Annotated in this window: 13 protein-coding genes; 4 read left to right on the top strand and 9 right to left on the bottom strand. The window is 72.9% G+C overall.

Translation table 11 applies throughout. The annotated features are described in order from the left end of the window. Positions 1–54: 54 nt before the first annotated feature. Positions 55–915, top strand: a complete 861-nt coding sequence (locus ACFVXG_RS04240) for an SDR family NAD(P)-dependent oxidoreductase (protein ID WP_387924157.1) — start codon at positions 55–57, stop codon at positions 913–915. 83 nt (positions 916–998) lie between these two features. Next, on the top strand, positions 999–1,454 hold the full coding sequence (locus ACFVXG_RS04235) for a protein phosphatase (protein WP_387924155.1): 456 nt from the start codon (positions 999–1,001) through the stop codon (positions 1,452–1,454). A gap of 7 nt (positions 1,455–1,461) precedes the next feature. Here ACFVXG_RS04235 and ACFVXG_RS04230 read toward each other — a convergent pair whose 3' ends face one another. The 3 genes from ACFVXG_RS04230 to ACFVXG_RS04220 form a co-directional block, all read right to left on the bottom strand. Continuing rightward, a complete protein-coding gene (locus ACFVXG_RS04230; RefSeq protein ID WP_387924153.1) occupies positions 1,462–3,105 on the bottom strand; it encodes a serine/threonine-protein kinase in 1,644 nt (547 codons plus the stop codon). Between the two features lie 45 nt (positions 3,106–3,150). After that, positions 3,151–3,396 (bottom strand): hypothetical protein, encoded by a 246-nt coding sequence (locus ACFVXG_RS04225; RefSeq protein WP_387924151.1) that lies wholly within the window; start codon positions 3,394–3,396, stop codon positions 3,151–3,153. Positions 3,397–3,521: 125 nt separating this feature from the next. Next, entirely contained in the window at positions 3,522–4,397 is an 876-nt protein-coding gene (locus ACFVXG_RS04220) for an NmrA family NAD(P)-binding protein (RefSeq protein WP_387924149.1), read from the bottom strand. Between the two features lie 68 nt (positions 4,398–4,465). On the opposite strand from ACFVXG_RS04220, the gene ACFVXG_RS04215 reads away from it, so the two are divergent. Continuing rightward, a complete protein-coding gene (locus ACFVXG_RS04215) occupies positions 4,466–4,936 on the top strand; it encodes a MarR family winged helix-turn-helix transcriptional regulator (RefSeq protein ID WP_387924147.1) in 471 nt (156 codons plus the stop codon). 9 nt (positions 4,937–4,945) lie between these two features. Here ACFVXG_RS04215 and ACFVXG_RS04210 read toward each other — a convergent pair whose 3' ends face one another. From ACFVXG_RS04210 to ACFVXG_RS04200, 3 genes are read right to left on the bottom strand one after another with little or no spacing between them, the layout of a single operon-like run. Next, on the bottom strand, positions 4,946–5,914 hold the full coding sequence (locus tag ACFVXG_RS04210; RefSeq protein WP_387924145.1) for an urease accessory protein UreD: 969 nt from the start codon (positions 5,912–5,914) through the stop codon (positions 4,946–4,948). Further along, a complete protein-coding gene (ureG, locus tag ACFVXG_RS04205) occupies positions 5,911–6,531 on the bottom strand; it encodes an urease accessory protein UreG (RefSeq protein ID WP_387924143.1) in 621 nt (206 codons plus the stop codon). Before ureG ends, ACFVXG_RS04210 begins: the two co-directional genes overlap by 4 nt. Positions 6,532–6,591: 60 nt before the next feature. After that, the gene (locus ACFVXG_RS04200; protein ID WP_387924141.1) at positions 6,592–7,293 is read right to left on the bottom strand and encodes an urease accessory protein UreF; all 702 of its coding nucleotides are present in this window, start codon (positions 7,291–7,293) and stop codon (positions 6,592–6,594) included. Between the two features lie 134 nt (positions 7,294–7,427). On the opposite strand from ACFVXG_RS04200, the gene ACFVXG_RS04195 reads away from it, so the two are divergent. Beyond that, the gene (locus ACFVXG_RS04195) at positions 7,428–8,681 is read left to right on the top strand and encodes an RNA-guided endonuclease InsQ/TnpB family protein (RefSeq protein WP_387924139.1); all 1,254 of its coding nucleotides are present in this window, start codon (positions 7,428–7,430) and stop codon (positions 8,679–8,681) included. Positions 8,682–8,695: 14 nt separating this feature from the next. On the opposite strand, the gene ureC is transcribed toward ACFVXG_RS04195, so the two are convergent. Genes ureC through ACFVXG_RS04180 form a run of 3 tightly spaced genes read right to left on the bottom strand, consistent with a single transcriptional unit; the run spans position 8,696 to position 11,770 of the window. Then, positions 8,696–10,420 (bottom strand): urease subunit alpha, encoded by a 1,725-nt coding sequence (ureC, locus tag ACFVXG_RS04190; protein ID WP_387924137.1) that lies wholly within the window; start codon positions 10,418–10,420, stop codon positions 8,696–8,698. Next, positions 10,420–10,863, bottom strand: a complete 444-nt coding sequence (locus ACFVXG_RS04185; RefSeq protein WP_387924135.1) for an urease subunit beta — start codon at positions 10,861–10,863, stop codon at positions 10,420–10,422. The genes ureC and ACFVXG_RS04185 overlap by 1 nt, the downstream gene beginning before the upstream one ends. Beyond that, on the bottom strand, positions 10,853–11,770 hold the full coding sequence (locus tag ACFVXG_RS04180; protein ID WP_387924133.1) for a sirohydrochlorin chelatase: 918 nt from the start codon (positions 11,768–11,770) through the stop codon (positions 10,853–10,855). The genes ACFVXG_RS04185 and ACFVXG_RS04180 overlap by 11 nt, the downstream gene beginning before the upstream one ends. Positions 11,771–11,772 lie beyond the last annotated feature (2 nt).

Below are 11,772 nucleotides of genomic sequence, written 5' to 3'. Positions count from 1 at the left end.
GCATTCGCCGACGCATTCGCCGACACCCGCCGACATCCGATGCCAGGAGTCCCGTTGACCCCGTCCAGACCGTCCACGCCGTCCCGACCGTCCACGCGGACCGTCCTCGTCACCGGCTCCACCGACGGCCTCGGCCGCGCCCTCGCCCACCGCCTGGCCGCCGAGGGCGCCACCGTGCTGCTGCACGGCCGCGACCGGGGCAAACTCGACCGCACCGCCGGGGAGATCGCCGACGCCCACGGCGTCGACCGCCCCGCCACCCTGTGCGCCGACCTCGCCGAGCTGGACCAGGTCCGCGCCCTCGCGGCCGAGGTCCGGGCCACCACCGACCGGCTCCACGTCCTGGTCAACAACGCGGGCATCGGCGCCGGCGAACCGGACGGCCGGACCCGCCGCATCAGCGTCGACGGCCACGAACTGCGCTTCGCCGTCAACCACTTGGCCGGCTTCCTGCTCAGCCTCGAACTGCTGCCGCTGCTGCGCGCCTCGGCGCCCGCCCGGATCGTCAACGTCGCCTCCGCCGGGCAGGAGGAGATCGACTTCGACGACCTCATGCTGACCGGCGACTACGACGGGACCAGCGCGTACTGCCGCAGCAAGCTCGCCCAGATCGCCTGCGGGATGGAACTCGCCGCCCGGGTCCCGGCCGGCGAAGTGACCGTCAACAGCCTCCACCCCTCGACGTACATGCCCACCAAGATGGTGCTCCAGGAGATCGGCTACAGCATCGACAGCCTGGAGGACGGCATCGCCGCCACCCACCGGCTGGTCACCGACCCGGAGCTGGCCGGCACCACCGGCCGCTACTACGACCGGCTGCGCGAAGCCCGCGCCCACCGCCAGGCCTACGACCTGCGGGCCCGGGCCGAACTCTGGGCGCGCTGCCTGGAACTCGTCGGCCACGCCGACGTCTGAACGGAGACCGCCGTCCGAACGGCGACACCCGCGGCCCCTCGAAAGGCACCACCCGCCGACCCCCGAAAGGCGACACCAGCGACATGACCGAAGGCCCCCTGACCAGCTGGGACCCGGACGCCCCGGGCGTGCTCCGACTGCCCTCCGGGCGGCTGCTGCGCGGCCGCGGCGTGCTCAAGCCGCTGCCGCCCGGCCCCCGACCCGACTTCGGCGTCTACCTGCTGGGGCGCGAGCCGAAGCCGCTCCCCTGGGAGAGCCGCTGGGTGCGCTGGCCGGACTTCCGGCTGCCGTCGGACCGCGCGGCCGCCGCCGACGCCTTCCGGGAGGCCTGGAAGCGCTGCCCGGGCGAGCGGGTCGAACTCGCCTGCGCGGGCGGCCGCGGACGCACCGGCACCGCCCTCGCCTGCATCGCCGTGCTGGACGGCGTGCCGGCGGCGGAGGCGGTCCGGTACGTGCGGGAGCACTACAGCCGGCACGCCGTGGAGACGCCCTGGCAGCGGAAGTTCGTGGAGCGCTGGACCGACCCCTCCCGTATCTGACGGCCCGTCAACTGGTGGCGCGCGGATACGTCTTCAGGACCGTGCCGTCGAAGTCCGCCTTGAGGTAGGCGCCTCCGTAGGCGTCCGCCACGTACACCAGGAGGGACGGCTCGGTGTCGCCCATCCCCTCGGCGTTGTGCAGGGTGATGTAGTGGCTGGTCGGGTGGGCGACGCCGAGGTCGGCGTCGGCGCGCTGCAGGAGCCCCGGGAGGGCGTCCCAGTTGACGCTCCGGAGGTCCAGCGGCTTCTCGCCGAAGGCCACGGTGCCGGACCGGATGCCCGGCGTGGACTTGCCGTCGCGGTAGGAGAGGCTGTCGTAGAGGGTCGGGTTCGCCGTGGTCGCGACGAGGGCGTCCCCGGAGTCCTGCCGGAGCGTGAACTCCAGGACGGAACGGCCGCCCGACTTCTGGTCCATGGACTGGATCACGCCGCGGGCGCCGGCCGGTGTGAGCAGGCCGGGGTAGGCCGCCGGAGGGGTGGTGGTGTCGGCGCCGCTGCCACTGTTGCGGGCCGCGTAGTGCTGGATGACGTAGCCGACCGTCAGCATCACCGCCGAGATCAGGAGTGCGGAGCCCGAGCGGAGCGCGGCCCGCAGCTTGACGGAGCGGGCCTTGGGTCGCGCGTCGCTCGGCTGCCGGCCGACGGTCTGCGGCGGCCCGTAGGTCTGGTCGGTGGGATGGCCGGTGGGCGGTCCGAAGGTCTGGCCGGTCGGCGGCCCGAAGGTCTGCCCAGTGGCCTGCGGCGGGACGGTGCCGGCGGGCGGGTACAGGCGTATGGTGCCGACGGCGCCCACCTGCGCCTCCGCCGCTGCCGCGGCCTCCGCCTCGGCGAACTGCCGGTCGAGCAGCCAGGCGTCGGGCCGCGCGGCCGTGTCCCGGACCAGCAGGCCGGCGAGCACCGGGCCCAGCGGTCCGGACCGCACCGGCGCCGGCACCGGCTCGTCGAGCAGGGCGGCGAGCGTGGCGAGGGTGGTGGCGCGCCGCAGCGGGTGGTAGCCCTCCACCGCGACGTACAGCATCATCCCGAGCGACCACAGGTCCGAGGCCGGGTTGCCCTCCTCGCCCCGGACGCGCTCGGGGGCGATGTACTCGGGCGAGCCGATCAGGGCACCGGTGGTGGTCAGGCTCGGTGCCTCCGACAGGGCGGCGATGCCGAAGTCGGTGAGCACCGGAGTGCCGTCCGGGCGCAGCAGGACGTTGCCGGGCTTCACGTCGCGGTGCTGGATGCCGGCCGCGTGGGCGGCGCTCAGCGCGGACAGCACGCCGCGGCCGAGCCGGGCCGCCTCCAGGGGGGCCATCGGGCCTTGCGCGAGGCGGTCGTGCAGGGAGCCGCCGGTCACCAGCTCCATGACCAGCCAGGGGTGCGGGTACTCGGGCCGGTCGACGATGTGGTGGATCGTCGCCACGTTGGGGTGGTTGAGCCGGGCCAGCGACCGGGCCTCCCGCAGGACCCGCTCGCGCAGCACCGCCGCCGCCCTCGGGTCGCCCGCGAGCTCGGCCGGGTCGGGCGGACGGACCTCCTTCAACGCCACCTCGCGCTCAAGGAGGGTGTCGCGCGCCCGCCACACCAGTCCCATGCCGCCGCCGCCCAGCCGCTCGACCAGTTCGAAGCGTTCGTCGATGATTTGGAGCCCCGGCCCCCCAGAATTCATGACGGTCATCGTAGGGGGGCCGTCCGTCAGCCGTGACACCGCCGCTCACTCCGCCGGGAGGAGCAGCGCCGCGCCCTTCTCCTCCGGCCGCCAGCCGGCCGCGTGGCCCGCCCGGATCAGGTCGGCGACCAGGGCGGGCTTGACCGGCTCCAACTGGAAGACCTCGGCGATGCGTTCCGGCGGGGCGCCCAGCAGGACCCCGTAGTGCAGCCACGGGTCGTCGAAGCGCCGCGTCGCGACCAGTTGACGGTACGGCCCGCCCGGCCGGTCGAGCCACACCCGCACGTCCACGTGGGCGGCGTCCCGGTGGCGGACCGTCCAGCGGTAGTCACGGCCGTCGACGTGGATGCCGCGCGGTGTCCTCGATCCCGTCCGGCCACTCTAGGCCCGTCATCGATCTTCCCGTGCGGCCCGGCTCAGAGGTCCCAGGTCTGCCCGGCCGCCCAGTCCTCCAGGGTGCGCCAGTCGACGGTCGGGTGCTCGGCGTGCAGGGCGTCGGTGTCGATGTCGAGGCCGACCTCCTGGAAGTAGCGGAACATGGCGGCGAGGTCCTCGGATCGGCCGGCCACGACGGTCAGCGGCACCTCCTCGAAGCGGATCGGGCGTCCGCCGGCCGCGCCGATGGCGGCGGCGATCTGCTCGCCGGTGCGCCACTGGGCGGCGAGGTCGATGCGGCGGCCGGCGTAGCCGTCCGGGTGGGTCAGGACGTGGGCGGCGAAGGCGCCGATGGTCTCGGCGGCGATCACCGGGAGCGGGAGGCCGGGCGGCATGGGCAGGCGGAAGACGCCTTCGCGCAGCGACTCGAGGGTCCACTCGGTGGCGTAGTTCTCCAGGAAGGCGCCCGGCCCGAGGACGGTCCACGGCAGCCCGAGGCCGGCGAGGTGCTGTTCGATGCGGCGCTTGCTCTCGAAGTGCCCGATGCCGGTGGGGCGGTCGGCGTTGGCGGCGGAGGTGAAGACCACGTGGCGGACGGTGTCGGCGGCGCGGGCGGCGTCGAGCAGGGCGATGCCCTGGCGGACCTCGGTGTCGAAGTCGGTGCCGAACGGGGTTGACATCGCGAAGAGGCTTCCGGCACCGTCGAGGGCGGCGCCGAGCGAGGCCGGATCGTCGAAGTCGGCGCGGGCCAACTCGGCTCCGAGGGAGGCGAGTTCGCGGGCCGCCGGGGAGCCGGTGTCGCGGGTGAGGGCGCGGACCGGGCGTCCGGCCAGGAGCAGGGCGCGGGCGGCGGCGCCGCCCTGGGCGCCGGTGGCGCCGGTGACGGCAACAGGAAGTCGATCAATTGTCTGCGTCATGCAGGCAATATAGGAAGAGATCTCTGCGCGGCGCAACTGATTGGCTTGATTCCGGCTACCCTGGCTCCATGACGCCCCTCCGCGACGAACTGATGGCCCAGCTCTGGCCGGTCTCCCGCCGCTACCTGGCCTCCTACGTGCTGTTCAACCAGGCCGTCGCGGACCACCTGGGCATGCACCCGACCGACGTCCAGTGCCTCAACCTGCTCACCCTGGAGGACGGCCCGGTCACCACCGGCCGCATCGCCGAGCTGACCGGGCTCACCAGCGGCTCGGCGACCCGACTGGTCGACCGGCTGGAGAAGGCGGGCCTGGTGGCCCGGCAGCGGGACGAGGCCGACCGCCGCCGGGTGCTGGTCGCCGTCCTCCCCGACGCCCTGGAGCGCTTCGGGGCGGTGTGGCGCGAGCTCGGCCGCGACTGGGCGGCCGTCTTCGCCGAGGACAGCGCGGACGAGCTGGCCTTCCTCCTCCGGCACATGAACCGCACGGTGGAACTCAGCCACCGGCAGATCGCCCGGCTCGCCGACAGCGGACGGTAGGGCCTGCCGTCAGGTCTTCCGCAGCTCCGGCGCCGGGGCGCCGATCAGCAGCAGCCGGACGGCGTCCCAGGCCGCCCGCAGTGCGGCGGCGCAGGCGCGGGTGTCCGAGTCGAGCAGCCGCAGCCAGGCGCCGCTGTCCTGCGGCAGCACGCTGACCCCGTACAGGAGGCCGCGGTCGGTCAGCGCCTCGTGGAGGGCGTCGGCGATCCGGGCGGCGGGGGCGAGCGGGCTGAGCACGTAGAGGCTGGACATCACGTCGTGGCCGCCGAGGACGGCGGGCCCGGTGACGCCGGCCCCTGTGACACCGGCCCCGGCGGGCTCCAGCCGGACGGTGTCGAGAGCCACCAACTCGCCGTCCGGGCGGCGCACTTCGAGGTCGGAGGCGAAGACCTGGTAGGCGTTGCGCTCGCCCCTGGCGAGGCGGCCGGCCAGGACGGTCTCGCCGGCCAGGACGGTCGCCCCCGGGTCGACGGTGAGCACCGTGCGCTGGTAGAGGCGCGAGTCGACGAAGGGGATCACCGGCTCGGGCAGGTACTCCACGTAGGCGCCGGGCCCGGCCTCCAGGTTGACCAGTTGCGTCGCGTAGTCGTACTCCATCCGGTAGACCTTGGTCGCCGCCTGGGTGGTGAGGTGCACCGCCGTGTCGGCACCGCAGCGGATGTCGGTGCGCAGCCGGTCGGCCTGGAGGATGCCGCCGCCGGTCGACATCAGCAGGGTGACGGCGAGGTCGGGGCGGGCCGGGTCGAAGTACAGCGGGCGCATGATCTGCAGCGGCGACTTCTGGTAGTGGCCGGTGAGTTCGGTGCGCCCGCCGATCCGCTCGAAGGCCAGCTCCAGCAGCCCGACCTTGCCGGGGCGCCCGACCGCGAGGGTGTCGGGCGTCCCGGCGTACCGGCGGACCGCGTACGGGACGCGGGCCGGCTCGTAGTGCCGGGGGTCCAGCCGGGGCGGGGCGTCGTCCACCGGGGGAACGGTCACGCCGGGACCTTCCGGAAGGTCTCCAGGAAGGCGGCGATCTCCTCCAGCCCCTCCCCCGTCAGGCAGTTGGTGAGCACCACCGGCCCGCCCTCGCGCACCCGCCGGGCGTCGGACTCCATGATGCCGAGGTCGGCGCGGACGTACGGGGCGAGGTCGATCTTGTTGATGACCAGCAGCTCCGACTCGGTGATGCCCGGGCCGCGCTTGCGGGGCATCTTCTCGCCCTCGGCGGTGTCGAGGACGAACAGGAAGAGGTCGACCAGCACCGGGCTGAAGGTGAGGGTCAGGTTGTCCCCGCCGGACTCGTACAGCAGGGTGTCGACGTCAGGGAAGCGCTCCAGCATCTCGGCCCCGGCGGCCAGGTTCATGGTCGGGTCGTCGCGGACGGCGGTGTGCGGACAGGCACCGGTCTCGACGCCGACCACCCGCTCGGGGTCGAGCACCCCGGCGAGGGTGCGGCGGACGTGCTGGGCGTCCTCCTGGGTGTAGATGTCGTTGGTGATGACCGCCGGGCGGTGGCCGCGCGCGATCAGCACCGGCACCAGCGCCTCGATGAGCGCCGTCTTGCCGGAGCCGACCGGGCCGCCGATGCCCACCCGGAGCACGTTCTCGGTCATGGGGTCCTCCTCCATTCGTAGGGGTGTCCAGCGGGAGTTCAGCGGGTGTTCAGTGGGTCTTCAGCTCGCGAACAGCCGGGCCTCGGCCCGCTCGTGCCGCCCGGACATCGCGTCCGCGACCGGCACGCAGCCGCCGAGGTCCGCCAACTCCCGTTCCAGCGCGGCCGCCACGACCTCGCGGATGACCGGGGCGGTGGCCCGCAGCACCACCTGCGCCTTGCGGTGGTCGGTCAGCCGCAGGCGCAGTGCGGCGCCGACGAAGCTGGTGCAAAAGGCGAACAGGTCGCCCGCCACGGCCTGTTCGACGGGGACGGCCGCCGAGGCGTAGGCGACCCCCGCGGCCACCGCCTGGCAGCCGGGGGCGCGCTTGTCGGCGACCAGGGCGGCGTACCGCTCCAGCGGCTCGCCGCCCACCGACTCCCGGGCGATGTCCAGGAGTTGGCGCCCGGTGCGGGTGGCGGCGAGCCTCAGCTCGCGGTTGAGCTTGGTGGCGTGCAGGCGCTGGTCGGTCTCGGCGAGCAGCGCCCAGTCCCCGGCGGTGGCCGCCCGGTGGGCCAGGGCGAGCGCTGTGGCGTCGGCCGGTCCGACACTGTGCCGCAGCAGGTCGGCGAGCAGCTCGGGCATGGTGTCGGCGGTGACGGCCTTGGCCTGGGCGTAGCCCTCCAGGCCGTGCGAGAGGGTGTAGAAGCCGCTGGGGAAGGCGGAGTCGGTCAGCTGGAGGCTGACCAGCAGGGCGTCGAGGCCCGCGCCACCAGCGTTCACCTTTGATCTCCCAGGATGCCCCGGCCTTCAGGCTGGAGAGGAATGGTCCTTGGCTCCGAACCGCGAACCGGCGGAGTGATCTTCGGAGGTTCTGACGTGGGCCGCCTGTCAGTGCCTGTCGGTAGGTTGAGCTCGTGCACCTCAGATACTCCTATCGCCTCTACCCGACGGCCGGGCAGCGTGCCGCGCTGGCCCGGACGTTCGGGTGCGCTCGGGTGGTGGACAATGACGCTCTCGCGGCGCGGAAGGAAGCCCGCAAGGGTGGCCTGCCGTACCCCAAGAGCACCGACTTGCAGAAGCAGGTCATCACGGTGGCGAAGAAGACCCCGGAGCGGGCATGGCTGGCCTCGGTCGGAGTAGACCCGCTGATCCAGTCCCTCCGGGATCTGGACACTGCGTATCGGAACTTCTTCGACTCGGTGTCCGGCAAGCGGGCCGGTCGGCCGGTGGGGCTTCCCCGGTTCAAGTCGCGGAAGGACAGCCGGCAATCGCTGCGGTTCACCCGCAACGGCTTCCGCATCCGCTCGAACGGCAAGCTGAACCTGGCGAAGATCGGCGATGTGCGGGTGAAATGGTCGCGCGCACTGCCGGCCGATCCCTCGTCGGTGACGATCGTGCTGGACCCGTCCGGGCGCTACCACGCCAGCTTCGTCGTGGACGTGGAACCGGTCCACCTGCCCGAGGTCGATGCCGAGGTCGGCATCGACCTCGGGCTGACCACCTACGCCGTCCTCTCCGACGGCAGCGTGATCGACAACCCGCGCTTCCTGCGCACAGCGGAGAAGAAGCTCAAGGCCGCGCAGCGGGAGCTGTCCCGTAAGGCCAAGGGGTCGAAGAACCGGGCCAAGACCCGTAGGAAGGTCGCCAGGGCGCACGCCAAGGTGGCCGACACCCGCAAGGACTGGCTGCACAAGCAGACCACCGGGATCATCCGTGAAACCCAAGCGGTGTACCTGGAGGACCTGAACGTGCGCGGCCTCGCCCGAGGCCGACTGGCCAAGTCCGTCCACGACGCCGGATGGTCCACCTTCCGGCGCCTGCTCGAAGAGAAAGCGGCCCAGTACGGGCGCCATGTCGGCATCGTGCACCGCGCGTACCCGTCCTCCCAGCTCTGCTCGGAGTGCGGACACCGCGACGGGACCAAACCCCTGCACGTGAGGGAGTGGGCGTGTGGTGCGTGCGGTGCACTGCATGACCGTGACCTCAATGCTGCTCGGAACATCCTGGCCGCCGGGCAGGCGGACAGGCTAAACGCCCCTGGAGGGCCGGCAAGTCCTGGTGTGGCGATCCCGCGCCAGGCACGGCCCGTTGAACGGGGAACCCACCTCGGCGACCTGCCACGCACGGGTGTCCGTGCCGCAGGCGCGGGAGGAATCCCCGTCCCTTGAGGGCGGGGAGGATGTCAAGCGAGGTAGAACAGGTGGTTGAGCGGCAGTTCGCGGGCCGGCTCGATGGTCGCGGGCTCGCCGTCCAGGGTGACCTTGTACGTCTCCGGGTCGACCGCGATCTTCGGCAGGGCGTCGTTGCGCACCATGTGCTGCTTGCCGACCGAGCGGCAGTGCCGCACCGGCAGCACCCGGCTGTCCAAGCCCAGCTGGGCGGGCACCCCGAGGTCGACGGCGGCCTGGGACATGAAGGTGATCCGGGTGGCCTGCTTGGCCCGCCCGAGCGCACCGTACATCGGGCGGTAGTAGACCGGCTGCGGGGTGGGCAGCGAGGCGTTGGGGTCGCCCATCAGCGCCCAGTTGATGATGCCGCCCTTGATGACCAGCTTGGGCTTGGCGCCGAAGGAGTTGATCGGCCACAGCACGATGTCGGCGAGCTTGCCGGGCTCCAGCGAGCCGATGTGCTCGGCGGTGCCGGAGGCGATCGCCGGGTTGATGGTGAGCTTGGCGAGGTAGCGCAGGACCCGGAAGTTGTCGTTGCGCTCGGTGTCGCCGGCGAGCTTGCCGCGCTGCGCCTTGCAGTGGTGGGCGGTCTGGAAGGCACGGGTGAAGGTCTCCCCGATCCGGCCCATGGCCTGGGAGTCGGAGGAGAAGATCGAGATGACGCCCTCGTCGTGCAGCACGGTCTCGGCGGCGATGGTCTCGGCGCGCACCCGGGAGTCGGCGAAGGAGACGTCCTCGGGGATGTCGTGGCTGAGGTGGTGGCAGACCATCACCATGTCGAGCAGCTCGTCCACCGAGTTGACGGTGTAGGGCAGGGTCGGGTTGGTGGAGGACGGCAGCACGTTGGGCTCGCCGGCGATCCGCATGATGTCGGGGGCGTGGCCGCCGCCCGCGCCCTCGGTGTGGAAGGTGTGGATGGTGCGGCCGTCGATCGCGGACAGGGTGTCCTCGAAGAAGCCGGACTCGTTGAGGGTGTCGGTGTGGATGGCCACCTGCACGTCGTACTCGTCGGCGACGCTCAGCGCGGTGTCGATGGCCGCCGGGGTGCTGCCCCAGTCCTCGTGCACCTTGAGCCCGCACACCCCGGCCTCGACCTGCTCGCGCAGCGCGCCCGGCAGCGAGCCGTTGCCCTTGCCGAGCAGGCCGACGTTGACCGGGAGGTCCTCGACCGCCTGGTACATCCGGCCGATGTTCCACGGGCCGGGGGTGCAGGTGGTGCCGTTGGTGCCGTCGGACGGGCCCGTGCCGCCGCCGATCAGGGTGGTGATGCCGTTGCTCAGCGCCTCCTGGGCCTGCTGCGGGGCGATGAAGTGGATGTGGGTGTCGATGCCGCCGGCGGTGGCGATCAGGTGCTCGCCGGAGATCACCTCGGTGCCGGGGCCGATCACCAGCTTGGGGTGCACCCCGCTCTGGGTGTGCGGGTTGCCGGCCTTGCCGACGGCGGTAATGAAGCCGTCCTTGACGCCGATGTCGCCCTTGACCACGCCGAGCACCGGGTCCAGCACCACGACGTTGGTGATCACCAGGTCGAGCGCGCCCTGCACGGAGGTGGCGGCCGGGTCCTGGGCCATGCCGTCGCGGATGCCCTTGCCGCCGCCGTAGACGGCCTCGTCCCCGTAGTGGCCCTGGTTGAAGTCCTGCTCGACCTCGACCACCAGGTTGGTGTCGGCGAGGTGGAAGCGGTCGCCGACGGTGGGGCCGAAGAGGTCGGTGTACTGCTTGCGCGACAGGATGGCCATCAGCGGTCGCCTTCCGGGTGGGTCTGGGTGTGGAAGTCCCTGCCGTGCAGGTCGTCGTCCTTGTGGTCGAGGTTGGTGCCCTTGAAGCCGCGGGCGATGGCCCGGTCTATGGCGCGGGCCCGGGTGTCGCGCGCGGTGACGCCGCCGTCCACCAGGTTGCTGAAGCCGACCAGGCGGCGGTGTCCGCCGAACTCGGCGAGGGTGACGTCCTTGGTGTCGCCGGGCTCGAAGCGGACGGCGGTGCCGGCCGGGATGTCGAGGTGCATGCCGAAGGCGGCGTTGCGGTCGAAGTCGAGGGCGCGGTTGGCCTCGAAGAAGTGGTAGTGCGAACCGACCTGGATCGCGCGGTCGCCCGTGTTGCTGACCGTGACCGTGGCCTTGGCCCGACCGGCGTTGATCTCCACCGGGTCGTCGCCGTACAGGTATGCGGCGCTACCGGACATGGCTGGCCTTCCTCTCTGCCGGTTCCGTGGGGGTGTGTGCGTGGGGGTGGGGGTGGGGGTGGGGGTGCTGGTGCGTGGGGGTGTGGGAGTGGCTGTGCTGCTGTTCGCCCGGCCCGTGGCTGTGGGCGTAGCCGTGCCCGTGTTCGGCGTCGAGGCCGGCCAGGATGCCGTCCTCGCCGTGGCCGAGCAGGTGCAGTGCCGCCGCCGTGCGGGCCGCGACCACTCCGGCGATCGCGGACGGGCGCAGCAGCGGGCCGCCGTCCCGTACGTCCTCGCCGGTCGGGGCGCCGGTCGGTCCGGTGGTCGGGCCGGTGGTCGGCCCGGCCAGCAGGGCCGGTCCGAAGGAGGCGGGGACGGCCGTGACCCGGTCCGCGCCGAGCAGGCGGCACCGCCGGACGCCCTCGGCCGGGTCGGGGTCGCCCCCGGTGAAGGCCACTTCGACCCTCCGGTGCCGCCCGTACTGGCGGACCAGGCGGGCGATCCGGAACAGCTCGGCGTCGTCGAAGGGCCCGGCCGCCGGGGCGGTGACCAGGAGGGCGTCCTCTCCGTCGACCGTGGCCGCGGCGGCGCGCAGCCAGCCGATCAGGTGCTCGGCGGCTCCGAACGGCGCGGTGAGGGCGAGCCGTCCGCGGCCCTCGCCGGCGGCGAGCCAGCGCAGGGCGCGGGCGGTGTCGGCGATCAGTCCGGGGTCGCGGCCGAGGGTCATCGGGACGACGCACACCGGTGCGTCGCCGGACGCGAGGGCGGACCGGACGGCTTCGGCGAGCGGCCGGCCGGCGGCGGCCGCCGCGTGCACGACGTACTCGGGTGCCGCGGGTACCCGTCCGACCAGGGCGGCCAGGTCGCGGCCGCCGTCGCTCTCGTGCCCGCCGACCAGCACGATCGTGGCGGGCTGACGTGCGGCCATGG

This window comes from Kitasatospora sp. NPDC058162 (assembly GCF_042884005.1).
GTDB lineage: Bacteria > Actinomycetota > Actinomycetes > Streptomycetales > Streptomycetaceae > Kitasatospora.
Note: the sequence above shows the minus strand (reverse complement) of the source record. Positions and strands in the feature narration are given on the sequence as shown.

Bases quoted from the DNA above. Each gene is read 5' to 3' on its own strand.
- ACFVXG_RS04235 (WP_387924155.1), top strand. From the start codon at position 999: ATGACCGAAGGCCCCCTGACCAGCTGGGACCCGGACGCCCCGGGCGTG.
- ACFVXG_RS04230 (WP_387924153.1), bottom strand. From the start codon at position 3,105: ATGAATTCTGGGGGGCCGGGGCTCCAAATCATCGACGAACGCTTCGAA.
- ACFVXG_RS04220 (WP_387924149.1), bottom strand. From the start codon at position 4,397: ATGACGCAGACAATTGATCGACTTCCTGTTGCCGTCACCGGCGCCACC.
- ACFVXG_RS04215 (WP_387924147.1), top strand. From the start codon at position 4,466: ATGACGCCCCTCCGCGACGAACTGATGGCCCAGCTCTGGCCGGTCTCC.
- ureG (WP_387924143.1), bottom strand. From the start codon at position 6,531: ATGACCGAGAACGTGCTCCGGGTGGGCATCGGCGGCCCGGTCGGCTCC.
- ureC (WP_387924137.1), bottom strand. From the start codon at position 10,420: ATGGCCATCCTGTCGCGCAAGCAGTACACCGACCTCTTCGGCCCCACC.
- ACFVXG_RS04185 (WP_387924135.1), bottom strand. From the start codon at position 10,863: ATGTCCGGTAGCGCCGCATACCTGTACGGCGACGACCCGGTGGAGATC.
- ACFVXG_RS04180 (WP_387924133.1), bottom strand. From the start codon at position 11,770: ATGGCCGCACGTCAGCCCGCCACGATCGTGCTGGTCGGCGGGCACGAG.